General features: G+C 68.3%; 17 protein-coding genes and 2 pseudogenes. 11 read left to right on the plus strand and 8 right to left on the minus strand.

What is annotated here, in order from left to right; translation table 11 throughout:
- Positions 1-62: 62 nt before the first annotated feature.
- Positions 63-2,735: a hypothetical protein gene (locus BJY14_RS39070; RefSeq protein WP_179848191.1), complete on the plus strand. Its 2,673-nt coding sequence runs from the start codon at positions 63-65 to the stop codon at positions 2,733-2,735.
- A gap of 7 nt (positions 2,736-2,742) precedes the next feature.
- On the opposite strand, the gene BJY14_RS39075 is transcribed toward BJY14_RS39070, so the two are convergent.
- Positions 2,743-3,513 carry a transposase family protein gene (locus tag BJY14_RS39075; RefSeq protein WP_179842248.1) on the minus strand — a complete coding sequence of 257 codons (771 nt, stop codon included), beginning with the start codon at positions 3,511-3,513 and terminating at the stop codon, positions 2,743-2,745.
- A gap of 345 nt (positions 3,514-3,858) precedes the next feature.
- Here BJY14_RS39075 and BJY14_RS39080 point away from each other — a divergent pair, with 345 nt between their 5' ends.
- The gene (locus tag BJY14_RS39080; protein ID WP_179848192.1) at positions 3,859-8,169 is read left to right on the plus strand and encodes an RHS repeat-associated core domain-containing protein; all 4,311 of its coding nucleotides are present in this window, start codon (positions 3,859-3,861) and stop codon (positions 8,167-8,169) included.
- Between the two features lie 32 nt (positions 8,170-8,201).
- Positions 8,202-8,627: an SUKH-3 domain-containing protein gene (locus tag BJY14_RS47900; protein WP_376770061.1), complete on the plus strand. Its 426-nt coding sequence runs from the start codon at positions 8,202-8,204 to the stop codon at positions 8,625-8,627.
- On the opposite strand, the pseudogene BJY14_RS39090 reads toward BJY14_RS47900, so the two are convergent.
- Both BJY14_RS39090 and BJY14_RS39095 read right to left on the minus strand, forming a co-directional pair.
- Positions 8,617-8,954 (minus strand): annotated as a pseudogene (locus BJY14_RS39090) (hypothetical protein); the annotation flags it as partial. The gene BJY14_RS47900 and the pseudogene BJY14_RS39090 overlap by 11 nt on opposite strands.
- Before the next feature lie 60 nt (positions 8,955-9,014).
- Positions 9,015-9,804, minus strand: a pseudogene (locus BJY14_RS39095) (IS5 family transposase).
- 737 nt (positions 9,805-10,541) lie between these two features.
- On the opposite strand from BJY14_RS39095, the gene BJY14_RS39100 reads away from it, so the two are divergent.
- A protein-coding gene (locus BJY14_RS39100; RefSeq protein WP_312879816.1) for an IS5 family transposase occupies positions 10,542-11,407 on the plus strand; the annotation gives its coding sequence in 2 pieces (ribosomal slippage) (positions 10,542-10,917 and positions 10,917-11,407; 867 coding nt in all).
- Positions 11,408-11,422: 15 nt separating this feature from the next.
- Here the strand turns inward: BJY14_RS39100 and BJY14_RS39105 are convergent.
- From BJY14_RS39105 to BJY14_RS39115, 3 genes are all read right to left on the minus strand, one after another.
- A complete protein-coding gene (locus BJY14_RS39105) occupies positions 11,423-11,992 on the minus strand; it encodes a hypothetical protein (RefSeq protein ID WP_218905785.1) in 570 nt (189 codons plus the stop codon).
- 43 nt (positions 11,993-12,035) lie between these two features.
- Positions 12,036-13,265, minus strand: coding sequence for a NucA/NucB deoxyribonuclease domain-containing protein (locus BJY14_RS39110; RefSeq protein ID WP_179848196.1), 1,230 nt, complete (start codon positions 13,263-13,265; stop codon positions 12,036-12,038).
- 118 nt (positions 13,266-13,383) lie between these two features.
- Entirely contained in the window at positions 13,384-13,893 is a 510-nt protein-coding gene (locus tag BJY14_RS39115) for a peptidase inhibitor family I36 protein (RefSeq protein WP_179848197.1), read from the minus strand.
- Positions 13,894-14,576: 683 nt separating this feature from the next.
- Between BJY14_RS39115 and BJY14_RS39120 the strand changes: the two genes are divergently transcribed.
- A complete protein-coding gene (locus tag BJY14_RS39120; protein ID WP_218905786.1) occupies positions 14,577-14,903 on the plus strand; it encodes a helix-turn-helix domain-containing protein in 327 nt (108 codons plus the stop codon).
- Between the two features lie 1,082 nt (positions 14,904-15,985).
- Here the strand turns inward: BJY14_RS39120 and BJY14_RS39125 are convergent.
- Together BJY14_RS39125 and BJY14_RS39130 are read right to left on the minus strand one after the other, a co-directional pair.
- Positions 15,986-16,150, minus strand: a complete 165-nt coding sequence (locus BJY14_RS39125; RefSeq protein WP_179848198.1) for a hypothetical protein — start codon at positions 16,148-16,150, stop codon at positions 15,986-15,988.
- 40 nt (positions 16,151-16,190) lie between these two features.
- A complete protein-coding gene (locus BJY14_RS39130) occupies positions 16,191-17,522 on the minus strand; it encodes an aminotransferase-like domain-containing protein (protein WP_312879817.1) in 1,332 nt (443 codons plus the stop codon).
- Between the two features lie 257 nt (positions 17,523-17,779).
- Between BJY14_RS39130 and BJY14_RS39135 the strand changes: the two genes are divergently transcribed.
- The 6 genes from BJY14_RS39135 to BJY14_RS39160 all read left to right on the plus strand — a co-directional run bounded on the left by BJY14_RS39135 (position 17,780) and on the right by BJY14_RS39160 (position 24,957).
- Positions 17,780-18,913 (plus strand): CapA family protein, encoded by a 1,134-nt coding sequence (locus BJY14_RS39135; protein WP_179848200.1) that lies wholly within the window; start codon positions 17,780-17,782, stop codon positions 18,911-18,913.
- Positions 18,914-19,125: 212 nt separating this feature from the next.
- Positions 19,126-20,157, plus strand: a complete 1,032-nt coding sequence (locus tag BJY14_RS39140) for a BMP family ABC transporter substrate-binding protein (RefSeq protein ID WP_179848201.1) — start codon at positions 19,126-19,128, stop codon at positions 20,155-20,157.
- Positions 20,158-20,164: 7 nt separating this feature from the next.
- Positions 20,165-21,730, plus strand: a complete 1,566-nt coding sequence (locus BJY14_RS39145) for an ATP-binding cassette domain-containing protein (RefSeq protein ID WP_179848202.1) — start codon at positions 20,165-20,167, stop codon at positions 21,728-21,730.
- The gene (locus BJY14_RS39150; RefSeq protein ID WP_179848203.1) at positions 21,727-22,830 is read left to right on the plus strand and encodes an ABC transporter permease; all 1,104 of its coding nucleotides are present in this window, start codon (positions 21,727-21,729) and stop codon (positions 22,828-22,830) included. Before BJY14_RS39145 ends, BJY14_RS39150 begins: the two co-directional genes overlap by 4 nt.
- Complete coding sequence (locus tag BJY14_RS39155; protein ID WP_179848204.1) at positions 22,823-23,719, plus strand: ABC transporter permease; 897 nt, start codon at positions 22,823-22,825, stop codon at positions 23,717-23,719. The genes BJY14_RS39150 and BJY14_RS39155 overlap by 8 nt, the downstream gene beginning before the upstream one ends.
- The gene (locus BJY14_RS39160) at positions 23,716-24,957 is read left to right on the plus strand and encodes a Tm-1-like ATP-binding domain-containing protein (protein ID WP_179848205.1); all 1,242 of its coding nucleotides are present in this window, start codon (positions 23,716-23,718) and stop codon (positions 24,955-24,957) included. Before BJY14_RS39155 ends, BJY14_RS39160 begins: the two co-directional genes overlap by 4 nt.

Raw genomic sequence — 24,957 nt, forward strand, 5'->3', positions numbered from 1 at the left:
GACCGCCCGGCCGGTGACCGTGCCGTGGCAACCGCGGTGCCTTCCAGAGAAATGAGGCGTCAGTGAAGGGTGTGTTGCGTGCGCTGAGCCGGGCGCATGGGCTGATCGCCGCGGTAGCGGTCGCTCTGGCACTGGCGCTGGTGGCCGGGGTGGCCGGTGAGGCGGCGGCCGCAGTGCGGCCCAAATTGTCAGACGACGGCGCCGCACGCCGCCCCGGCACCCAGAAGACGCCACGCATCAAGGGCAAGGCGCTCAAAGCCCGGACGGGCAAACCCCCCGGCACGGCGGGAACACCGATTTCGGCCAAGGCGCCCGCACCAGTATGGCCGGTGCCGGGCGAGGGCACGGCGGACATGGCAGACCTTCGCGCCGGGACCAAAGGCAAGGACGGTCAAACGTCCGGAGCCTGGGTGCGGGCAGGCAAGTTGCCGGTGTGGGCAGCAGCACCCACGGCCCGCAAGGGGGAGCGGGCAACCGCCTCCGCTGTTCCGCCGCGAGTGCGGGTGCGGATGGCAGACCGCAAGACCGCGAAGGCCACGCGCGCAGAAACGGTCATGGCGGTGTCGGCCCCGCAGGCCGGGAACGTCAAAGTGGGATTGAGCTACGCCCAGTTCAAGAACGCCCATGGAGGTGACTGGGCCTCCCGGCTGCGTTTGGTGAAGCTGCCAGCCTGCGCGCTCACGAGCCCAGAGCAGGCGCGGTGCCAGCAGCGCACGGTGCTGCCCACCGTCAACGACACCAAGACGGCGACGCTGTCGGCCGACGTGGCCGTGGCCGCCGAGCCCACGCAGGAGGCCGCGTCCACCGCGGGGACCACGACGGTGCTCGCTGCGGAGGCGGGCGCTTCCGGACCGTCCGGCGACTGGGGCGCCACCAGCCTGTCCCCGGCGTCCAACTGGAGCGCGGGCAGCAATACCGGGGAGTTCTCCTGGAACTATCCGATGCGACTGCCGCCGGTTCCCGGCGAGCTGATGCCCGAGGTCACCATCGGTTACAGCTCGGGGGCCGTGGACGGCAAGACCGCCGCCGACAACTCCCAGGCGTCCTGGATCGGTGACGGTTTCGACTACTGGCCGGGATACATCGAACGCAAGTACAAGCCGTGCATCGATGCCGGCCACGCCTCCGGCGACCTGTGCTGGGGACGCCAGAACGCCGTCCTTTCCCTGAACGGCCGGTCCACCGAACTGCTGTACGACAGCGCCGCCCAGACCTGGCGCCCTCGCAACGATGACGGCTCCACCATCGAGCGGCTGACGGGTGCCACCAATGGCGACCACGATGGCGAGTACTGGAAGCTGACCGATCTGGACGGTGTGGAGTACTTCTTCGGGATCAATCGTCCTGACAACTGGACGAACGGCGAGAAGGAGACCAACTCGGCGTGGACCGTGCCGGTCTTCGGTGACAGCTCCGGCGAACCGTGCTACGACAGCGATTTCAAGGACGCATGGTGTCAGAAGGCCTGGCGATGGAATCTCGACCACGTCGTCGACCCGCACAACAACACCATCACCTACTTCTACGGCAAAGAGACCAACAACTACACCCGCTACCAGCAGACGAGCGGTGGCACTAAATATGACTCCGGCGGCTATCTGAGCCGCATCGACTACGGCCAGCGCAAGGGCTCCACCTACGGCACCCCGGCCACCGGACGCGTCCGCTTCACGCTGTCCGACCGGACGGACCTGCCGGACGACCGCATCTGCGACGACGGCGACACCTGCGGATACGCCAAGACCTCGCCGACCTTCTTCAACCGCAAGCGCCTGACGAAGATCACCACCAAGCTCCGCGACAACCAGGTGGCCAGTACCGAAGACCCCGGATACGCCACCGTCGACATCTGGGATCTGGGACAGACCTACCAGAACGGCGCGCTCTGGCTGCACACCATCGACCAGACCGGTCATAACGGCGGCGAGACCAAGGCGCCCCGCATCACCCTGTTCGGTCAGCTCATGACCAACCGCGTGATCACCGGCCGCTCCGGCACCGGTGTCGACGCCCTCCCCGGATACGACAGGCCCCGCCTGGTCGGCGTCGACAATGGCACCGGTGCGACCACCAGCGTCGGCTATTCCGACCCTTATGCCGACCCGACTCCGGCCGGGGACTGCGTCTATTCGGCCGGCAACATGCCCGATCCCAAGCACAACTCCAAACGGTGCTTTCCCGTGAAGTGGGAACAGCCAGACGGCAAGCTGATCAACGACTGGTACCACAAGTACGTCGTCGACTACATCATCGAGGCCGACAACACCGGGCAGTCCAGGTCCCAGATCACCAGCTACGCCTATCTCGGCGACGCCGCGTGGCGGTACGCCGAGGACGACGGCATGACCAAGGACAAATGGCGCACCTGGTCGCAGTGGCGCGGCTACACCAAGCTTCGCACGGTCGTGGGAGACGGCCAGAACGGTGAACAGCAGTCCCGCACCGAGACCACCTACGCCCGCGGCATGGACGGCAACTATCAGGGCAAGGGCAACGCCCGGCAAAGCGTGACGATCACTGACTCCAAGAACCTGCTCGGCGGAATCAGCGACCTCGACCCACTCGCAGGCGCCGTCCTGGAGACCCGCACCTTCAACGGTGCCTTCACCGACGCCGCCGAGACCGACGCGAACGTGTCGCGGCCCAAATGGACCAAGACCCTCAGCCGCACTTTCCACGACACCAACTCCGACGACGACATCACCGTTGACGGTGGACGCGTCCAGCCGCAGTGAGCCTTTTTCAGCGTGCTGCGGTCTCGCGGAGTTGCAGGGTGTGGATGGCCTTGGCGAGGCGTCCGGCGCGGTGGGGGCAGCAGCGCAGCTTCCGCAGGATTCGCCATGACTTGAGCTGGGCATTCGCGCGTTCGCCGGGGCCGCGGAGCTTGGCGTGTGCACGGTTGGCGTCCTTTTGCGGTTCGGGCTTGTCGCGTCCCTTGTAGGGCGTGAGGATGTGCGCGCCGGCGCCCTGGTAGGCCTTGTCGGCCAGCACCAGCAGCCCGGTGGCCGCCAGTGCCCGGACGACGCCCCAGATCCGGGCCGCGGTCAGGTCGTGGACCGAGCCGCGCAGCGGTCCCGACACCCACAGCAAGGTCCCGTCCGGTGCGGCGATGACCTGGAGGTTCATGCCGTGGCGGCGGTGTTTTCCCGAGTAGTAGGGCCGGTCGGCGGCGACCCTGTCGATCGAGACCAACGTGCCGTCCAGCACCAGGTAAGGCAGCCCGGCTTTGACCGCTCTGGCCAGCGCCGCACCGAGTTTGGGCGCTCGGGCGGCGAGAAGGTCGACGGTCTCGTTGACGTAGCGCCACGCGGTGGCGGTGGAGACGCCGAATCCGGCGCCCAGCTCGGCGTAGGTCTCGCCCTTGCGCAGGTAGACCAAGGTCATCAGAGCCTGCATGCCCGGGGGCAGGCACCGGCCCCTGCTGCCGAGGGCCTGGCGGTGGCGGCGGACGACACCGGTGGCGTAGGCCAGGGTCCGGCGCGACAACGGCAGCGAAGCACGGTACAAAAGCATGTGAGGCCTCTGGTGGGGACGGGACGTTGTGAGAGACCAACCGTCCTACCAGGGGTTTCTTGACGTCCGGCACCGCCCACACCGTCCGCGATCATGCTGTGATCAGCGCACATCGAACTGCCGCTGAAAAAGGCTCAGTGGACCCGGGGCCGTTCCCGCAAGGCCGACGGCACCGACTTCAACACCCAGACCACCTACGACTACGACGGTCTCGGCCGCACAGTCGCCGTCGACAACGAAGGCGACATCACCACCTCCGCCGACGACACGTGTTCACGCACCGTCTTCCCCAGCGGCACCGCACCCGCCGGCGCGATCCAGTCCCTGCCGATCCGGTCCCTCTCCGTGGCGGTCGACTGCGACAACGACGCCAGCCACGAGCCCAACCTTGTCCCCGCCGACATGATCTCCGATGCGAAGATCATTTATGACGGCAAGGGTTACGGCGCCTACCCAACGGTCGGCAACGCCACCAGCACGGAGAAGGCCACCGGCGTCTCGGGCGGCCGCTCCACCATGACGCCCGCCGGGACCGCCACCTACGACGGCTACGGCCGCGTCCTGCAGGCCACTCAGGTCGGAGACCCCGCCACCACAGGCGACGACCGCATCACCAAATCGACGTACACCGACGCCGCCGAGGGCTGGCTGAAGTCGAGCACCCTGACCACGCCGCCCGTCAGCGTGGGCGGCGCCACGCCCGCGGGATTCACCACGACCATCGAGTACAACCCCGCCCGCGGCATGCCCACCAAGATCACCGACCCCAACGGGCGCGTCGGCGAGGGCCAGTACGACGGGCTGGGACGCCTCATCCGGGCCTGGCTGCCCAACAACACCCGCAACAGCAACCCCGACCGGCCCTCGACCACCTACGCCTACGCCTTCCCCAGCGACGGCAACCCGGTCTCGGTCACCACCAGGACGCTCACCAAGACCAGCCCTGTCACCTACGAGACGTCCGTCGACCTGCTCGACGGCATGCTGCGCCCCCGCCAGTCGCAGAACGAAGCGGCCGGCGGCGGACGGACGATCACCGACACCAAGTACGACAGCCGCGGCCTGGTCTACAAGACCAACGCCGCCTACGTACTGACCGGCAACCCGTCAGGCGTCCTGACCACCGCCGACGACAACCAGGTCCCCAGCCAGACACTCAGCACCTACGACGGCGCCGAACGAATCCTCACCACCACGCTCTACAGCTTCTCCACCAAGAAGTGGACGACCGCCAACCAGTACGACGGCGAGCGCACCACGGTCATCCCACCCTCAGGGGCGATGCCCTCGGCCACACTCACCGACGCTCTGGGCCGGACGGTGGAGACGCGCCAGTACAAGACCACCAACCTGGCCGGCCCCTACCTGGCGTCCACCGTCGCCTACGACGGTGCGGGACGTCCGGCCGAGTCCCGCGACGCCGCAGGCAACCTCTGGAAGACCACCTACGACGTCCAGGGCCGCCCGGTCACCGGCAGCAGCCCCGACAAGGGCACCTCGACCGTCACCTACGACTTCTTCGACCAGGTCAGCACCGCCAAGGACGCCCGCGGCACCACACTCGGCTACAGCTACGACAACCTCGGCCGTCCACTGGAGGTCAAGAACGGCACGACGCCGCTGACCTCCATGACCTACGACACCGTCCCGTACGCCAAGGGCCTGCCCGCCACCTCCACCCGTCATATAGGCAGCGACAAGTACGTCACTGCGATCACCGGCTATGACGGGCTGTACAACGCCAAGGGCACGACCGTCACGATTCCGGCGTCCGAAGGCGCACTCGTCGGGACCTACACCACTACGCAGTCCTACAACTTCAACGGCTCCCCGCTCACCACGTCCTATCCGGCGGTCGGAGGCAGCACAGGACTGCCCGCCGAAGACGTCACCACCGAGTACAACGACGACGGTCTGCCCGAATGGACACACGGCCTGGCCACCTACGTCGCCGACACTGTCTACGACGGGCACGGTGACATCACCCAGTTGGCGATGGCATCGGTGTCGGACAAGTTCCTCTGGCAGACCTTCGACCGGGACCCGGCCACCAATCGCCTGACCCGCTCCACCGTCAAACGCCAGTCCTCGACCGCCACGTACGACCTGGAAACCAAGTACGACTACACCGATGCCGGCTCGATCAGGTCGATCCTGACCAACGCCGCCGGCAAGGCGCCCGACCGGCAGTGCTTCATCTACGACTACGCCCAGCGCCTCTCCGAGGCGTGGTCGACCACCAACTCCGACTGCAACGCCGCGCCGACCGCCACCACCATCGGTGGCCCGGCCCCGTACTGGACCAGCTATCAGTACGACGCCACCGGCAACTACGGCGACAAGGTCGGCAACCGCACCAAGGAAGTTCAGCACGCTTTCACCGGCGGACCCGCCGCCGACAAGACCCGCACCTACACCTATCCAGCGCCTCTCGGCGACGGAGGTGCCAACAGCCCCCACGCGCTGAAGTCGCTCACCGAATCCGACGGGACCACCGAGACCACCGACCTGTTCACCTACGACAAGGTCGGCAACACCACTACCCGCCCCGGCCAGAAACTGGTCTGGGACGCTGAAGGCAACCTGTCCAAGGTCACCGATGAGGCCGGCAAGGAACTGGCCAGCTACATCTATGATGCCGCAGGCAACCGCCTGATCCGCAAGGACACCAACGGCAAGACCCTCTACCTGCCCAGCCAGGAAGTGAAGGTGTCTGCGAGCGGGACCGTCACCGCGGTCCGCTACTACAGCCACGCCGGCCAGAACGTCGCCTACCGGACGGGCACTTCCAGCTCCACAGTCCAGTTCGTCGTACCTGACTATCAGGGCAGCGCCGACACCACCGTCAACGCCGTCGACCAGGACAACTGGAGCGTCCGCCGGTTCGCCCCGTTCGGCAACGAGCGCAGCAGCCCTATCGGTCTGTGGCCCACACTGATGGACAAGGGCTACGTCGGCGGTACCAAGGACACCACCACCGGCCTGACCCATCTGGGTGCACGGGAGTACGACCCGGTCACCGGCCGCTTCCTCAGCGCCGACCCCGTCACCGGCGGCGGCGACCCCCTCACCGCCAACGGATACTCCTACGCGGGCAACAACCCGGTCGACTACGCCGACCCGAGCGGCCAGTATCGCGACGGCGGCTTCCGGCCAGGGCCCAGCAGCTACGGCAACGATGGACCCCGCGAACGCTGGGACAACGCCAACCAGCACCGCAACTCCTTCAGAAGAGGAGGAGGGGGCGGCGTCTATCTCGCGCCACCGCGCGCACCGAGCGGCGGCGGCTGCTGGGTCGGCTGCAACGGCACGGCGAGTCCGAACCCGGTACCGGTCAAGAAGCCCTGCGGCTGGAGTTGCAAGGTCGGCAAGGTCGGCGGCTTCCTGAAGAAACACCAGGCCACCATCGCCGGAATCGCAGCAGGCGGCCTATGCACCGCCATCAGCGGCGGCAGCGCAGTAGTCGGCTGCGCCGCCATCGGCGGATGGGTCTACGGCGTGGTCTCCTACCACCAGAACACCCCAACCGACCAACAAACCCTGCTAGGCGGCTTCAAAGCGGGCCTGACCGGCGCAGCGATAGACGCAGGCCTCGCGGTAAGCGGCCTGCTGGCGGCCAAGGCCGCGGCACCCGTCCTCCGAAGAGTCGCCCCGAAGATCGTCCAGAAGGTAGTTGGTAGGGCGAAGGGCGGCGCCCCAGGCCACGCCGGCAGCGCGGCGAAGACAGTACCGGCCGCCGCAAAGAAGGCCGGAAAAGCAGCAGCCGATGCTCCCGTCGCAGGCGGCGGAGGAGGGGGCTGTCTCCGGCGCAACAGCTTCGTAGCAGGAACTTCCGTCCTCATGGCCGACGGATCCGCCAAGCTGATCGACAAGGTTAAAGTTGGAGATAAGGTACTGGCCACCGACCTGACCAGTGGCAGGAGGTCGGCGCAAACGGTGCAGGCGACGATTGCCGGTACCGGAATGAAGCGTTTGGTCCAGATCACTGTCGATACCGATGGAAACCGTGGCGATCAGACTGCGGAACTGATCGCCACCGACGGCCACCCTCTTTGGGTGCCCACCGCCGACAAATGGATCGATGCTGGCAAACTCCGGCCGGGAATGTCACTCCGCACCCCTGCTGCCACACGCGCCCAGATTATCGCCGTCAAGCCTCATGTTGCATATCAACGAGTACATAATCTTACGGTCGAGATCGACCATACCTACTACGTTCTAGCTGGAAAGCTACCCCTCCTCGTCCACAACTGCGGCCCCGACAGTCCCATCGATCTCGGGGAACACGTACGTAATGACGTCCGCAACAGCGCGCCAAATTCGAATCAAAGTGCCGCGGTGGCGCGCGATGGTTATACTGGCGAGACCGCGTATGGAGAGAGCGGTAGCGGGGTTCCGGAGAACGTCAATCATCTCCTGCTTCCACGTCTGCAGGAGGCTCTAGGGCTAGTGGGAACGCGTGAGGCTCCTGAGGCTGGTTGGGGACCTGGCGTGTGTGCGGAATTTCATGCGTGCAATGCCGTTTTGAATGAGAATCCGGGGACGCGTTTGGAGGACCTCGAATACTTCACGGTGAACAAAGTGGATCTTACTCCGAAGCCATCGTGTGGGTGGTGCCAGATGCTTCTGGCGGATGCGCGTGAGGCAACCAACTGATGGAGGATAAAGTCAGCGAAGAGCAGTTGAAAATGCTCCTGGGAGCGTCTGGCTGGTTTCTCGGCAGAAAAGTGGAGGTTGCTCCAGCCGTAGAGGCTTGGAATGAAATTGGATGCCCTCCTTCGAGGGCCGCCCTGGAATTTGTATCCGAGTTTGATGGGCTGTCCCTTCGGTATCCGCGTAGAATTGCGGCGCAGGGGTTTCATGATCTACTACTCAACGCAACGGCGGCTGCGCATGCAGTTCATAGGGACCGAGTGCGCGAGTACGAGCAGCGAACGGGGCTGTCGTTGTGTCCCGTAGGGATTGCGGCATCCAATCACTGGTTCTTGTTGATGTCCCCGTCAGGGTCAGTTTTCGGTGGAATGGATCAGTTTTTGTCTCTCTGTGGAGAAAGTGGACGCGAAGCGATTTGGAACATTTGCCAGCATCTTGCGCCTATTAAATTTATCGAATAAGTGGACAGGCCCCCTGTGTGGCGAGGTGGTCAGCCTCGCCGTCGCGGTCAGCGCCTGGGGCTGGAGGTGGACCGGCGGTCAGGAAGGCCAGGTGGGCGTGGGCGACCATGGCCAAGGTGATGTGCCGGTACCAGGCGGCGGTGTGCTGGCGGACCTGGTAGTGGTCCAGGCCGACCTCGTTCTTGGACGCTTGGAAGCATTCCTCGACGCTCCAGCGGGATCCGGCCACCCGCACCAGTTCGGGCAGGCCTTCTACCGGTTGGCTGCGCACCGGTAGAAGGCCAGGTCGGTGGGGTCGCTAATCGACCGGCGGGCCAGCACCCACTGGTGTTCGCCCTGGCGTTCGCCCAGGCGTACCAGCGGCGGCCCTTAGAGGCCGTAACAGAATCAGCGGACGAGGCGTCGCCAGCAGAGGATGGCTGCGGCCAGGGTCATGAATGCCTCGTGGATGTCGTCGCGGATTTCCCAGCGGATGCGTAAGCGGCGGAACCAGTGCAGCAGGGCGATGGTGCGCTCGACGACGTAGCGGTGGACGCCCAGTCCGGACCCGTGCGGGGTGCCGCGGCGGGCGATGACCGGTTTGATGCCCTTGGCCCACACCAGCCGGCGGTACTTGTCGTGGTCGTAGCCGCGGTCGGCCAGCAGCCGCCCAGGTCTTCGGCGGGGACGGCCGACCCGGCCCCCGGACGGGCGGCACCTTGTCCAGCAGCGGCATCAGCTGGGTGACGTCGCCCGCGGTTGCTGCCGGTCAACGACAGGGCGAGCGGGGTGCCGTGCCCGTCGGTCAGCACGTGGTGCTTGGAGCCCGGCCGGCCGCGGTCGCCCGGGCTCGGCCCGGTTTTGGGCCGCCCTTCAAAGCCCGGACATGCGAGCTGTCGATCACCGCCCTGGACCAATCCAGCTGCCCGGCGGCATGCAGCTCCTCCAGCAGAAGACGGTGCAGCCGCTCCCACACGCCCGCCTGATGCCACTCGGCCAGCCGCCGCCAGCACGTCATCCCCGACCCGAACCCCAGCTCCTGGGGCAGGAACTCCCACCGGATCCCGGTGTGGAGGACGAACAGGATCCCGCACAGCACCTTGCGGTCGCCCAGCCGTTTGCGGCCGGCATGGCGCTTGCGGCGTTCCACCTTCGGCAGCAGCGGCTCAACCCGCTCCCACAGGCTGTCGGCCACAATCCATGGAGGTTGCTCACCCTTACGCACCCGCCCACACCACACCCGACACCACGCGATGTCACTTCACATACACATTTTGTTATGACCTCTTACTGCTTGAGAAGCTCGTTGGCTCGCTCGGGGTCTGGGTTCTCAGCCCGGATCGCTTCCGCTGTTTTCGCTTGATCGAGTAGTACCCACGGCATTGCCGCTGACCCTACGACTGTCCGAGCCGCTCGACTGGCCTGGCTGGGCTGATGTGGAGACATGTCCGCGCTCGCTGTACCAGGAAGACGGTTGACCTGGAGTCGAGGAGGGCCCGCAGTGGGGTTGATCAAGCCGAGCGAACCGGTACCGAACGGTGAACGCGCGGAGCGCCGGCCCCGACTGCGCCTGGGTTGGCGCCGGCGCCATTCGTTGATGGCGGTGATCTCGAGGACGGCCTGGTAGCGGATGGAGAAGGTGGGCACGGATTGCCCGGGACGAGCAGGCCTAGTCGCTCCGGACCAGGTCCGGGCGGGTCCGGGGGCGACCGCGCCCTGGCCGGGCGACGTGGATACCGGCCATCACCGCCTCGAACTGCGGGGCGTCTCCGCGCTGCCCGGCCGTCACCACCAGCGACAACGGTTTCTGGCCCTGCTCGCAGGCCAGATGCACCTCGGTCGACAGCCCGCCGCGCGAACGTCCTAGGCCGTGTCCGGTAGATCTTGGTGTTTGGCTGAGGTCGATCTTTGGGTGTGGGTTGATGCTGTGTCATGGTGCGACGGCATGAGTTGACCGATGCGGCGTGGCGGCGGATCGAGCCGCTTTTGCCCGCGCAGCCCGCTCGGGGCGGGCGGTGGGCCGATCACCGCACGGTGTTGAACGGGATCTTGTGGAAGCTGGCCACCGGTGCTCCGTGGCGGGACCTGCCGGAGCGGTACGGCAACTGGAAGACCGTCTATGAGCGGTACCGGCGGTGGGCCGCCGACGGCACCTTCGATGCGATCTTGACCCACGTGCAGGTCCACGACGACTCGGTCGGGCGGATCGACTGGACCGTCAGCTTCGACTCCACCATCGTGCGCGCCCATCAGCACGCCGCTGGAGCCCGCAAAAAGGGGAACCGGGCGGGACGAACCCGACATCGAGGAGCAGTCAGGCGCTCGGGCGGTCCCGGGGCGGGTTGACCACCAAGGTCCACCTGGCCGTCGACGGGCGCGGAATGCCGCTGTCGATCGTGGTCACCGCCGGCAACGTCAACGACTGCACCGCCTTCCCCGACGTCCTCGCCGGGATCTGGGTGCCGCGACCTGCGTGGGGGCGGCCGCGGTGCCGGCCGGACCGGGTGATCGCCGACAAGGCCTACAGTTCGGCGGCGATCCGCCGGACCCAGCGCCAGCGGGGCATCGCCGCCACCATTCCCGAACGCGTCGACCAGCAGGCCGGGCGCGTACGCCGCGGCCCACGAGGCGGGCGGCCGCCAAGGTTCGACCCAGCCCTCTACAAGCGCCGCAACGTGGTCGAACGCTGCATCGGCCGCCTCAAGCAATGGCGCGGCATCGCCACCCGGTTCGACGAACTCGCCCGCAACTACCGCGCAGCGATCGTCCTGGTCACAGCCCTGCTCTGGATCAACACATGATCCACCGGACACGCCCTAGCGGTGAAGGCCGGTCGGGTCTTCTGCGGTGTTTCTGATGGGAGGCATGGTGCTCGGGTCTGGTTGTGCGGCGCGCAGTCCGATGCCGGCTTGGTCGCGTGTCTGGAGCAGGGTTTCGGGGTCGCCGTCTCCGGGCCAGCAGACGATCAGGAATTCCTCGACGATCTCGCTGACCTCGGTGACTGTTTCGATGCCGTGGCCGGCGTCTCGTCCTCGGGCGTGGACGCGCACGCGGTAAGGACCGGGGCCGGCGGTGGCCAGGTTCCCCAAGGGCGGCCCGTCAGCAACGCCGTTGATGCTGAATCTGCCGCTGGGCGAGTAGAACCTAACTTCGACGGCTTCATCCCACTCGCCCGACGGCGCGGGAGGAGGTTCCTGGGTGGCCTGAACCGTCAGGCGGACGAGGCCTTCAAGTATGCCGGTGCACACGCAGGCCGCTCCGTCGCCCAGGACTCCGACCAGTCCGTTGCGTCCGCCGGAGTACAGCAGCGCCGCCTGTGTTGCGGTGTCGACCAGGTAGAACTGGCCGTCACTGACTTTGAGAGCCACGGTCCTTGATTCGGCCACGCCAGGAGCCTCCCGGATTACTGTTCGGCTGGGGGTACTGCGATCACGGAACGATCTTCACCCAGAATGGGTCTTCGTCGATCACCCGGTTCTCGAGGTACCACTGCTTACGGTACGCACCTTCTGCACGGTTGTCGCTTCGGTCGATCAGCTCCCAGTGGAAGTCTCCCTTGCCTTCCAGCGCAGCGCCCTGGTAGGTGGCGGCGAAGGGGTATTCATCGCAGTCCATGCCGGTCGGCCGCGGGCTCGGCGCGGCCGCGCAGGCGGCTGTGCGGTTCTTTTCGGCAAGTGTTTCGTCGACGAGGCGGGTGAGCGGCTTGTCGGTCGCTGCGCCGGTGTAGCGGCCCCAGTGGTTGAGGGTGGCCGCTTGGGCGCGTTCGATGTGGGCGGCGGTTTTGGTCGCCGTGCCGGTGGTCTTGGACAGGGTGTAGGTGGGGGCCAGGTCGGGGAAGACGCAGCCTCCCGCATCGTTGGGCGTGTCAGGGTCTGGGCTGGGCGGCCGCTTGTCGCACCGGACCAATTCAGACTCGTGTGATTCCTCAAGGGGATTGGGTTCGTCCACGTTGACGTGCCGGATGCTGATCGTGGTCCTCATGTAGTGCGCCAGCGCAGCCGTCGGGTCGCTGCTGGCGGGTGGTGAGGAGTGGAACTGCGCGAAGCCGTCCAGCGGCACGGCCGGCGCCAGGTCTTTCACGGCACCAGTTGATACGTAGTCCAGTGTGCAGCCGGAGCCGAAGCATTTCACGTCGGCCCCGATCTTGATTCCGGACAGGGCGCGTCCGGTCGCTGCCACCATCTTGACCTTGACGGTGCGGTTGAAGTTCGGGGCCTTCCACCCGAGTTTGTCCACACTGTCCACCATGATCGTGGCGGTCCCTACGAGCTTGGGAACCTCCGGCGGCTTGGGCTTGGTCCACAGCTCGTAGAGGATCGCGCCCCGCTGACAGTCGATGCCCCGCTCGACGATCTTGGAGCCGATGGCCTGGCCGCACCCCGCAGGGAGCGGGTCGTCGCCGGTGTCGGGGTCGAGGCCGATATCGGCGTTGGTTGACATGGTGACGAAGTCGGCGCAGCTGATGAGAGAGTCGGAGCTCTTGCTGCGGCCGGCGGCAGCGGCGCGCTGTTTGACCGTGGCGCAGCTGCGCGACTCATCAGGCTGGGGCTGCTCACGCCAATGCCGCTGCACGCCTTCGGCGGGGGCGGTGGACAGGCGCGGCGGCGAAGGGGCGACCGATGGGGGCTTCGGCGGTGAAGCGGATGCGCCGGTGCCCATGGAAAGGACTGTGCTGAGCGCGGCTGCTCCTGCGAGCGTTACTCGCAAGAAACCGACGGACCTGGGTTTCATGACCTGCTCCTGTGGGGGGTGCCTGGGGGCTGCGGGGTGCAGGTTCTTAGGGGCAGTAGGTGAGGAACGAGTCGGCCTTGTTGTAGGGGGCCGAGCCGACGTTGGCGGAAGCGGTGCTGGGGTTCTCGGTCCACAGCAGGGCGCGGGGGGAGACGTCCTCGTCGTAGACCTTGACGGTGTTCGACGTGGCGTTGGTCCAGGACGAGGTCTTGTTGCCGAAGCCGTAGTCGGTGAGGTACTGCCAGCCTCCGCAGTCGCGGAAGGTGAGCTTGCGTCCGGTGAAGTCCGGTCCGTCGTAGAAGCAGTAGGCACCGGTCGCGCACGGGTCGACGGCGGCCCCGGTCCCGGCGGGGATGGTCAGAGTCACCCTCCCGCCCTTGTAGGAGATCTCGTTCGGGCTGGTCTGAACCCCGCCGGGGTACTGGCGCAGTTGCGTGTTGATCTGCTCCTGAGCGGTGGAACCGTCCGCGGATGCGGCGCCGGCATTACAGGCGACTACAGCGCCGACCGCAACAGTGATCACGAGGGCACGGGCGGGCGTCCAGGGGAGGACCATGTGTCTCCTTGCCGTGAGAGTGAGCATCGCGTCCGCCATCGAACACAGTGACGAACCCGGGTGGCAGGAAGGACGCTACGGGGACCCCGTTTTCATGATCAATGTTGTGTCCGGTAAAGGATCTTTTAATAGATCCATGTCAACCTGTCGGATCGCTAGTCAGGAGCAGCGAGACCGCCTTTTGGACACCCGCTGAACCGGGACCTGGAGGGGCGAAAAGATCTTCGTGAGAGCGCACCTGGGACGTATGAACTGGCTGTTGCCGTCGAGCCAGCCGTTCGGCCTCTTCGGCGCAGAGCATGTTCGGAGAGGGGGCTGAAGAAGGGGCGAGGCCCTCCATCCGTGTGAACCTGCAGCTCGATGGCGTCCTCGGGGGAGTAGCTGGAGGTGGGGCTGAAGCCGCTGCGGTTGGCGAGGTCGGCCACCTCGTGGCCGTGGCGCTCGCTCCAGTCCACGCCTGCCCACCAGCGCGGTTTGGGTGCCGGGAGCCCCTGTCTGATCGGGGGGCTGGGCCGCCGTTCTCGCGGGAGGGCCGTCTGCCTGGGTTTGCAAAAGGCGTGCCCGGCCTGGTCGGCGGCCGAGCCGCCATAAGTGGACCATATATGGTCCGCAGGGTACCGAATCCCGCCGCCGGCCGAGAAGATGGGAAGTCGTTGATGCATGAAACATGGGACGGGGAGGACTTGAGGAAAGACGCGGTCCCTAACACCTTCCTGGTCTCAGGAATTTGGCCGGACGGGGAACTTTCGATCGACGCGCCGCTCGCGGCGCACTACGGCCGGCACGTCGCCCAGACCCTCAAGCGACTGAAGAACGAACGCGGGCTCGGCCAGCGCGGACTGGCCGAGCTGTCGGGCGTCCATCACAACACCGTCGGCCGTGTCCTGCGCGGCGAGGTCTATCCGGATCTGGCGACGTTGGCCCGCCTGGAGCAGGCTCTGGACGTCAGCCTCTACCCGACCGGTCTGCATCGCCGGATCCACCGGCCTCGAACTTCAGGCTCGGGCTGACAGGACGGTTCCCGGGTGCTCGCGCTGGCGGCGTTGTCCTTCGACGTCCGCCGCCGCTTGCAGGTAGCAGCACTCCGGACCGGGGGGCGGGCACGGAGTCCTCTTCGCTGGTGAGGCGCAACGCTGCGCGAGAGCGGGCCGGTCACCACAACTGTTCCCATCTCCACCGGGCGGCAGGGCTTCCGTCCGGCTCCCGCTCGTACCGATACCGTCCCGTGTGATCAGCGGCCGCCAAGAACGAGTCGAACATGCCTCCACCCGGGAACCGGTCGACAAGCGACGTTGCATGATCGTCCGCCCCCGTTGCCCGCAACACCTCCAGCAGCGATGCGGCACCGAACGCGTCATCGCGGGCGGCGTGTGCGGCGGGATCGCGTGCCAGCAGCGCGGCCACCTGCGCGTCCGCTCCCACATTCCGCAGCGCGGTCAAGAGGGAGGAAACGGCGCGCCCTCGTGAGGTGCTGCGCACGTTCGTCGATGAGCCAAGCCCGGACGTGCGCTACCTCGCCCTGCAAGACCTGGAACTACCCCTGTCATGCCTTCAGCAGCTCGCCGTCGCTGCCGAGCCCTTCCTGCGCCGCGGGGTCGCTCGTCACCCCAACCGAAGAGGCCACTGGTTCGAACCCAGTATCGCCCACCCCAAGTTCCCGCAGGTCAGAGCGTCGTCAACGGCGCGATCTCGTGTGTTCCAATGAGCGCTTCGTAGTCTGGGGAGCCAGTTTCGGGAGCCACCGAGCGCTTCGCAGATTCCCGAAGCGCTCACCCAGACCGTCGATCATCGTGACTGTGTCGCCCTGGTCGGCCGAGTTCGGCGGCGAAAGCTGCACTGGCCTCCTTGAGAACCTCGTCCGGAGTCGGTGGAGACGGTCCTGCTCAAGCGGCTGTATGTGCTGGTGTTCAACGAGCACGGCCGCCGGCAGGCTGCGTTTGGCCGGAGGGACCGCGCACCCGACCGGAGCCTGGGGCGGGTGTAGCAGGCCCCGATCGCATCGGGGAGCCACCGTTGCCAGCCGTAGGCGCTTCGCTGTCATCGGGCGGTATCGAGTGCGCGGGTCGGTGGCGTGGTCTGGTCGGTTGCCGCGTCAGGGCGTGAGCAGGGCGGTGGGCTGGCCCATCAGGCCGACAACGGCCTCGCCGATCGCCGCGGCGAGTTGCGGGGCGTGCTCTGTGGGAAGTGCGCCCGCGTTGATCCGCAGGTGGCGCTGGTGGCCGGGGGACAGGAAGAAGGGCTGCCCGGCTGCCAGCAAGAACCCTCGTTGCGCCGTGGCTTCTACCACCCGATCGGCATCACAACCACCGGGGAGCGTGACCCAGACGTGCAGACCGTCGGTGTCGTACTCGGGGACGAACAGGCCGGTCTGCTGGGAGGCGCTGGCCTGCCGGAGGGCCTCGCGGACGGCGGCCCCGGCGGTGCGCGTACTCGGTGCGCGCCTCCGTGAGAAGTTCGTCGAGGCGGGGGTCGGTGAGCGTCGCCGCAAGGACGCGCTGGGACGTCCGGGACGTCCATCCGTCGGCGAAGGACTTGGCCAGCGTGAGCGGATGGCGGATCGGCTGCTTGGCGAGGGCCACCGCCAGTCGCATGTCAGGGGCGATGGACTTGGAGAATGAGCGGAGGTACACGACGCGGTCCCGTAGCCGGGGCTCGCTGTACAGCGAGCCTGGTCGCAGGGTCGCGGCCTCGGCGAACTGGTCGTCCTCGATGATCCAGACGTCGGGATGGGGCGCGAGGGCGTCTGCCAGCGCGCGTCGGCGTTGCGCCGTCCAGCAGCAGCCGGTCGGGCTGTGGGCGCGCGGGGTGAACAGCACGGCCGAGACACCCGCGTCGACGGCAGCGAGCAGCCCCTCGACGGTGACCCCCGCCTCGTCCAGCGGCATCGGGACGAGCCCCAGTCCGTGGAATTCGAGGGTGTCCATGGCGGTCTGGTAACCGGGCTCCTCGACGCCCACAAGGACGGTCTCGCCAGGGGAGCGACGTTGCAGCAGCATGGCGAGCAGCGCCAGGAACTGCTGCGTGGAACTGGCGACGAGCATGTCGTCGGCATCGGTCTCGATCCCGTCGTGGGCAAGCCGTTTGGCGAGGGCATCAGCCAGTTCCGGCTCGGTGCTCAGCGTCGCCGGATACTCCAGGTCCTGCGCCTGCAACCGGGCGGCGACGTCCCGGTAGGCGCGCTTGACGACGGCCAAGGGAAGCAGCCGAGGGTCCGGGCCGCCGCGTGTGAGGTCGCGCGCGGTGGGATGGCTGTGCTTCAGGCGCGCCTCGGTCTGGGCGAGGACCTGGCGCCGCCAGGCGCTTCCCCCGCGAACGGGGCCCACGGCCTCACCGCCGCTGGAGGGCGGTGCCGTCTGCGGAAGGTCGGGAGCCTCGCTGACGAACGTGCCGCGGCCGGCCTCCCCGTGGACCAGACCGAGGTCGCCGAGCCGGGCGTAGACGCTCATGACGGTCGTGACACTGAGGCCCAGGTCGGTGGCCAGTTGCCGGACGGACGGCAACCGCTCACCGGGGCGCAACTCGCCTGACCGGATCGCTTGGGACATCTCATGCGCCACTCGCTCGTAGAGCGGACGCCCGTTGCCCGATGAGTCTCGCAGGGTCGCCATCCGCCGTTGCACCTCAAGCATCACGCATACACTTTACCAGTACGCCTAACTGATGGCGGGCGAACCAGGATGTACCAGCGCCCGATGCCTGCTGAAAGCTCCCTTGCGCCAAGGCCTTTCGCGGCCTCGGGTCTTCCCTGGGGTGTGCGGTGTCCGGCCGGGGACTGTGGACGGCAAGAGGTCGACATCCCCGCCGATTGTACTCCTAACGTATTGACTGTGTTAGGTGAGCGTGACACCGTGACGTCCGTTCTCACCGCCGTACCGTCTGGTCCGGCATGGCCGGACATGACCGCCGTTTCGACGGTGCGCGCCGGTACGGCGACCATCCGCAGTGCAGGAAGGCGCCGCCCGTGATCTCCCATCTGACCGCCACCGGTGACATCGTTCTCACCAAGTCCCTGGCCGAGGTCCCCACCGACCCCGGGTTCTCCGCGCTCCAGGAGGTGCTCGGAGCATCGTCCTGCGTGCTGTCGAGCGTTGAGCTGCCCTTCTCCGACCGGGGTCACCCCTCCGACCGGATCCTCAACTTCCGAGCGCGTCCGGAACTCGTCCATGAGCTGGCCGCCTTCAACCTGAAGGTGGCGACGCTCGCCAACAACCACAGTTCCGACTACGGCTGGGACGCCCTGGACGACACCGTGCGGAGACTGCGCTCGGCGGGAGTGACGGCGATCGGCGCGGGAGAGGATCTCGCGGCCGCCGAGGAGGCCGTCGTCCTGGAGATCGCCGGCCGTCGCGTGGGGATCCTCGCCTGGTCCTGCCTGCTGCCGCTGGGGGCCGCGGCCGGTCCGTCCAAGCCGGGCATCTCTCCCGTGCACGTGGAGACCGAGTGGGTGGTGAACGGGGAGTTCCAGTTGGAGGAACCGGGCGTGCCCCCGGTCATCCGCACTCGGGTACGCGCGGCCGACCACGAGCGGGTCATCGGCCGCGTGCGGGAAGTTCGGGAGCGCGTCGACGTCGTGGTGGTGACCGTGCACTGGGGATTCGGGTTCGGCAGTGCGCGCGCCGAGTACCAGCGGGTGTTCGGACACGCGCTCGTGGACGCGGGGGCCGACCTCGTCCTCGGCCACCACGTGCACGCCCCGCAGGGGGTGGAGGTGTACCGGGACCGGGTCATCGTGTACAGCCCGGGCAACTTCGTCGCCCAGCAGCCGAGGGAGAACATCACCCCGGAGATCGAGGAGATCTACGACGCGTTCAGCCGGGACGCCTTCATCACGGTCGTCGACCTGGCCGGCGGAGACGTCCCGCAGGTGTCACTGGTGCCGATCATGACGGCCGACCACGGGCTCCCCGTCCTGGCGGATCCGGAGAACGCCCGCCGTATCGCGGACCGGCTGGCCGTCGAATCGGCGGATCTCGACACCGTCGTCGCGTTCGACGGCGCTCGCGTGACCGTCACCGGTTGAATCCCGCCGGCCGTGCCCGCCGGTGCAACGCCCCGCGGGCACGGCCTCTCCGTCTGCCACAGCCAGGTGTTCCGGAGCAAGCGTACTGAGTGTTATGCATACATCCTCTAGACACCAAGATGACAGCCGTGTACCTTCGCAGAACCGCCGGGCGCAGGACCCGGCGGACGGAGGACCGTGTCGGTGAACGGGCCGACAGAACGGAGCCTGTTATGCGTCTCGGAACAGGGCCGCTGAACCGCCGTCGTTTCCTCGTCGCCGCGAGCCTGGCATCGGCTCTCGCGCTCACCGGATGCGGGACCGGAGACCAGCGGAAAGGCGGAGACGAGAAGTCGGTGGCGCTCGTCACCCCGCAGAAGGCCGGGGACGGAGGGCCGACCGACAACCTGATCGCCGGGCTGAACACGCTGAAGGCGGCCGGCTACACCACCCGCCACGTGGCCGCACCCGACCCCTCATCGCACGAGTCGACGCTGCGCAGCCTCGCCCAGTCGGGGACGCCGGTGATCGTCGTGTCGTTCTCGGACTTCACGCAGGTACTCAAGACCGTGGCGCCCGACTTCCCCAAGACCAGGTTCGTGCACATCTACTCCGACCCGTACAAGCCCGAGCTGCCGAACGTCCAGACGGTCTCGTTCGACACGCAGGGCCCCTCGTACCTGGCCGGCGTGCTGGCCGCCACCGTGTCGAAGACGGGAGTCGTGGGCTTCATCGGCGGAACCGCGATCCCCTCGCTGAACGCCGACTATCACGCCTTCGAGGCGGGGGCGAAGGCCACCCGCGCCGGCATCGCCGTCAAGAGCGCGTTCGTCGGGTCGTTCGGCGACCCGGTGAAGGGCCAGCAGATCGCCCAGACCATGTTCAACAACAAGGTCGACGTGGTCCTCGCCTACGCGGGCGGCTCCTCGGTCGGCGTCGTGAAGGCCGCCGACCAGGCCAAGGCCTTCGTCATCTACGACAACGCGGAAAGCGCCCAGACCGCCACCAGCGTGATCGCGGTCGCGTCGCAGCACTACGGCGCCACCATGGCCAAGCGGGTGCTCACCATCGCCGACGGGACCTGGAAGCCCGGTGGCAGCGAGGCGGGTCTCGCCGACGACGGCACCTTCCTGGAACGCGCCAAGATGTTCCGGCCCGGCGCCGGGGCGCCGGACCTGGACTCGGCGTTCCAGAAGGTCGGCGAGACCAAGCAGAAGATCATCGACGGTTCCGTCGATGTGCCCGTCAACACCGGCAACGTGTGAGCGAGCCATGCCAGCCCGACCACACGAGAGAACCGGACCCGCCGCGGCGGGCGGTCCGCAACGCGCCGGAGCACCCGTCACCTGCCAGGACGTCTCGGTACTTTTCGGTGACTTCCGTGCCCTCGACGGAGTCAGCGGGACCTTCACACCGGGCAAGGTGCACGCCATCGTCGGCCAGAACGGCGCCGGCAAGACCACCTTCGCGCGGGTGCTGGCCGGGCTGGTCGAACCCTCCGGTGGCACCGTCCAGGTGGGAGAGCACCTGCTCGCCGGAGGGAACGTCGCCGAGTCACGCAGACAGGGCGTGGAGCTGGTCCATCAGCACTTCGCGCTGCCCTCGGACTTCACCGTCGCCCAGGCACTGGAACTGTTCAACGACGAGCACCGCCCCCTCGGCGGCTTCTCCAGGGCAGGGTTGCACCGCAGGGCGCGGACACTCCTGGAGGACGGGGGAGCCGCCGTCGCCCCGGACGCACTGATCGGCAGGCTGCCGATCGAGACGATGCAGGCGGTCGAGATCGCCCGCGCCCTCGCCTCCGCCCCCCGCGTGCTCGTCCTGGACGAACCCACGGCGGTTCTGCCGCCGCCCGCGATGCGCGGGCTGTTCGACCGGCTGCGCGACCTGGCCGTCGCGGGCCTGTGCGTGATCGTGGTGCTGCACAAGCTGGACGAGGTGTTCGCGGTCGCCGACACCGTCACCGCGCTGCGGGCCGGCAGGCTCGTCCTGGAGCCGACGCCCATCGGTGACCTGGAGCCGGCTGACGTCTCGCGGGCCATCATCGGCGACGCATCGGTCAAGGAGGTGCCGGCGGTCGCGAAGCCCGCGCCGGATGCTCCGGTGGTGCTGAGCACGACCCGGCTGACCTCGCGGTCCGGGTCGCACGACGCGGCCGCGACCGACGTGTCGCTGGAGGTACGCGCGGGCGAGATCGTGGGGATCGCCGGCGTCGAGGGCAACGGGCAGCGCAGCCTCGTCGAGGCGCTCGTCGGGATGGCGCCGCTGCGCGGCGGGACGGTGTCCCTGGCCGGCTCCGACATCTCGGGGGCCTCGGTACGGCGGCGCCGCGACCGCGGCCTGCGCATCATCCCTTTCGAACGCAACGTGGAAGGGGTCAGCCTCAGCAGCGCCCTGTGGGAGAACCACGCCGCCCCGCGGCACGCCGGGGACGGGTTGATGCTCGATCCGAGAGCCCTGCGGGAACGGTGCCGGGAGGCGCTGGACCGCTGGCGGGTCGCCTACCGGACCGAGACCCAGCGGGCCGGAGACCTGTCCGGCGGCAACGTCCAGAAGACCGTCCTGGCGCGCGAGATCACCGGTGACGTGCGGGTTCTCATCGCCGCGCACCCGACACGCGGGCTGGACATCGCCGCGGCCGGTGACGTGCGGGCGGCGCTGGTGGACGCCGCGGCGTCCGGCGCCGCCGTCCTCATCGTCAGCGCGGACCTGGAGGAGATGTTCGAGGTGTGTCACCGCGTACTGGTGATGTTCGCCGGGCGCGTGGTGGCCGAGTTCGACCGGCCGTTCGATCTGGATCGAGTGGGCGGCGCCATGGTGAGGGGTGAGGCCGCGTGAGGTTTCGGCCAAGGCCGGCCGCGGCCCGGCCCGTCGCGGTCATCGGTGTGTCCCTGCTGCTGGTCCTCGGCATCTTCGCCGTGTCCGGCTATGACGTGGAGGCGATCATCGCGGGAACGGTCGACGGCAGCGTCGGCTCGCCGGCCGCATGGACGCAGACGATCCGCTGGGCCATTCCCCTGCTCATCATCGCGCTCGGAGTCGGGCTCGCCTTCCAGGCCGGCTACTTCAACATCGGCGCCCAGGGACAGATGTACGTCGGGGCGATCGGCTCGCTGGCCCTCGGCCTGGTGTGGCGGGACGGTCCCGCGCTCGTGGTGCTCCCGTGCGCCTTCGCGGTCGGGATCGCGCTCGGGGCGCTGTGGTCGCTGTTGCCCGGGCTGCTGCGGACGCGGCTCGGCGCCGACGAGGTCGTCACCAGCCTGATGATGAACTTCATCGCCGTGCTGGTCCTGGAGTGGGTCTGCACCGGCCCGCTGAAGAGCCGCGACGGCACGGGCCAGGCGGCCACGACCGATCGGCTGCCGGAGGCCTTCCGGCTCAGCGACGGCAGCGGAGTCTCGCCCGCCCTGCTGATCCTGTGCGCCCTCCTCGTGGCGGGCGCCGTGGTCCTGACCGGCCGCACGCGGCTGGGCCTGGAGATCCGCCTCGTGGGACGCAACCCGGTGATGGCGCAGTGGATGGGAATCCGTGCCTCCCGGGTCGGCCTGGTGGTCTTCGCACTGAGCGGTGCGGCGGCCGGGCTCGCGGGCGCCGTCGAGGCCTACGGCCCGTCGGGCAGCCTGCGGGTCGGGTTCTCGCCGATGGTCGGCTTCATGGCGGTCATCGTGGCGCTGGTCGGCACGTTCGGTCCGCTCCGCACGCTGCTGGCCGCGGTGTTCTTCGGTGCGCTGCGCGCCGCCACGATCTACCTGCCGGTCGTGAGCGACCTGCCGCAGGCGGGTCTCGACATGCTCAACGGGATGGTCGCCTTGTGGATCACGGTCTCCACGGTGCCCGCCCTGCTGAGACGCCGGCGAACGCGGGCCGCGGCCCGGGCCGGCGATCCGCCGGGTGGGCCCGCCCACCGCGATCAGGAGGTGGTGAACTCCCGTGGTTGACTTCCTGGTGACCTGCCTGCAGGCCGCCACGCCCATCTGGCTGGCGGCGCTCGCCGGACTGTTCGCCCAGCGCAGCGGCATCCTGCACCTCGGGTTGGAGGGGCTGATGCTCAGCGGCGCGTTCGTCGCGACCGCCACTGCCATCCGCACCGGGTCGGTTCTCGTGGCCGTGGGCGCCGCCATCGCCGTGAACCTGCTGCTGTCGCTGCTGTTCTGGGTGCTGGTCACGCATTTCAAGGCGAACGTGCTCATCGTCGGGCTCGGCCTGTCGATGACCGCCGCCGGTGCGACCGGTTACGCCCTGGTGGCCTTCTTCGACACCGAGGCTGCCATCGAGTCGCCTGTCGGGCTGCCGCGGCCGCTCGGCGCGGTCGGCGGGCCGCTCGGCGGCCTGTCGGTGCTGACCTTCGCGGCGTTCGGGCTGACCTGGCTGTCGTGGTGGACGATCCGGCGGACCCGGGCCGGGCTGAAGCTCAGCGCCTGCGGCAGCGACCCGTTCGCGGCGCGCAGCGCCGGCGTCCCGGTGGACCTCTACCGGATGGCGGCGCTGCAGGTCGCCGGGTTGCTGTGCGCGCTGGCCGGTACTGAGTTGTCGCTGGCCCAGGTGCGGTCCTTCTCCGACAACATCGCGCAGGGCCGCGGTTACCTCGCCTTCGCGGCGGTCCTGCTCGGCGGGGTGGCCCCGGTCGGGGTGTCGGTGGCGTCAGTGTTCTTCGGGTCCGCGCTGGCCTTCGGCATCCAGTCGCAGCTGGATTTCAACGGGGTCCTGCCGCCGCAGTTCGTGCTCATGCTGCCCTACGCGGCGACCATCGCCGCCATCTCGGCCACGGTCGTGATCAAGCGGCGCCGGGGAGAGCAGCCGGAAGTGATCATGGAGCGAACGCTGTGAGCCGGGTCGTCCTTGCCGGGGCGCTCGACACCAAGGGCGTCGAGTACGCCTACGTCCGGGACCTGCTGGCTGGCGCGGGCCTGCGGCCGTTGCTGGTCGACGCGGGTGTCCGCGGGGAGCCGCAGATCCGGCCCGACGTCAGCCGTTCTGAGGTGGTGCGGGCCGCGGGCCGTGAACCCCGCGGGATCGCCGCGCTCGCCACCCGGGCGGAGGCCCTGGCCGCCATGGCCGAGGGGGTGGCCGCCCTGCTGGGGTCCCTGCGAGACGCCGGCGAGGTGGACGCCGCCTTCGGCATGGGCGGTTCGGGAGCGCTGAGCGTGCTGGCGCCGGGCTTCCGGTCCCTGCCGCTGGGCGTGCCCAAGATGATCGTCACCACGATGGCCTCCGGTGACACCCGTCCCCACGTGGGGGCCAGCGATCTGCTGCTGGTCCCTTCCATCGTGGACATCGCCGGGCTCAACACGGTGAGCCGCTTCGTCCTCGAACGGTCGGTGGCGATGCTGGCGGCCCAGTTGGGACGGCCGGTGCCGTCAGCGACGGGCGGCGACGGAAAGCCGATGGTGGCCGCCAGCATGTTCGGGGTGACGACCGCCGGCGTGTCGCGCGCCTGCCGGGTGCTGGAGTCACGAGGCCTGGACGTTCTGGTCTTCCACGCCAACGGGCTCGGCGGAAGGACGCTGGAGTCGTTGGCCGAGGACGGATGGCTGTCGGGGGTGCTCGATCTGACGACGACGGAGCTGGCCGACGACCTCGCCGGCGGCGTGGCGAGTGCGGGGCCCGGCCGTCTGGTCGCCGCCGGCCGGCGGGGGACCCCGCAGGTCGTGTCGACCGGAGCGCTGGACGTCGTCAACTTCGGGGCGCCCGAGACCGTGCCGGAAGCGTATCGGGGGCGGCGGCTCTACTCGCACAACGCGACGGCGACGCTGATGCGCACCGATCCGCGGGAGGCCGCCGTCCTCGGCGAGCGCCTCGGCGCGAAGCTGTCGGCTGCGCGCGGACCGGTCGCGCTGCTGCTGCCCACCGGCGGGACGTCCGCCCTGTCGGAGCCGGGAGGCCCGTTCCACTGGCCTGAGGCGGACGCCGCCCTCGAACGTGCGCTGCTGGAGTCGTTGGCGTCCCACGTCACCGTGGAGCGTTCCCTGGTGGCACTGAACACCCCGGCGTTCGGCGAGCAGGCGGCGCAACTGCTGCTGTCCCGGCTCGCCGGGAAGCCGGCGGCAGGTAGCCGCGAACCGTGA

Source organism: Actinomadura luteofluorescens, from assembly GCF_013409365.1.
In the GTDB taxonomy this organism is placed as follows: domain Bacteria; phylum Actinomycetota; class Actinomycetes; order Streptosporangiales; family Streptosporangiaceae; genus Spirillospora; species Spirillospora luteofluorescens.

Bases quoted from the DNA above. Each gene is read 5' to 3' on its own strand.
- BJY14_RS39075 (WP_179842248.1), bottom strand. From the start codon at position 3,513: ATGCTTTTGTACCGTGCTTCGCTGCCGTTGTCGCGCCGGACCCTGGCC.
- BJY14_RS47900 (WP_376770061.1), top strand. From the start codon at position 8,202: ATGCTCCTGGGAGCGTCTGGCTGGTTTCTCGGCAGAAAAGTGGAGGTT.
- BJY14_RS39110 (WP_179848196.1), bottom strand. From the start codon at position 13,265: ATGGGCACCGGCGCATCCGCTTCACCGCCGAAGCCCCCATCGGTCGCC.
- BJY14_RS39115 (WP_179848197.1), bottom strand. From the start codon at position 13,893: ATGGTCCTCCCCTGGACGCCCGCCCGTGCCCTCGTGATCACTGTTGCG.
- BJY14_RS39130 (WP_312879817.1), bottom strand. From the start codon at position 17,522: ATGCTTGAGGTGCAACGGCGGATGGCGACCCTGCGAGACTCATCGGGC.
- BJY14_RS39135 (WP_179848200.1), top strand. From the start codon at position 17,780: ATGGCCGGACATGACCGCCGTTTCGACGGTGCGCGCCGGTACGGCGAC.
- BJY14_RS39140 (WP_179848201.1), top strand. From the start codon at position 19,126: ATGCGTCTCGGAACAGGGCCGCTGAACCGCCGTCGTTTCCTCGTCGCC.
- BJY14_RS39145 (WP_179848202.1), top strand. From the start codon at position 20,165: ATGCCAGCCCGACCACACGAGAGAACCGGACCCGCCGCGGCGGGCGGT.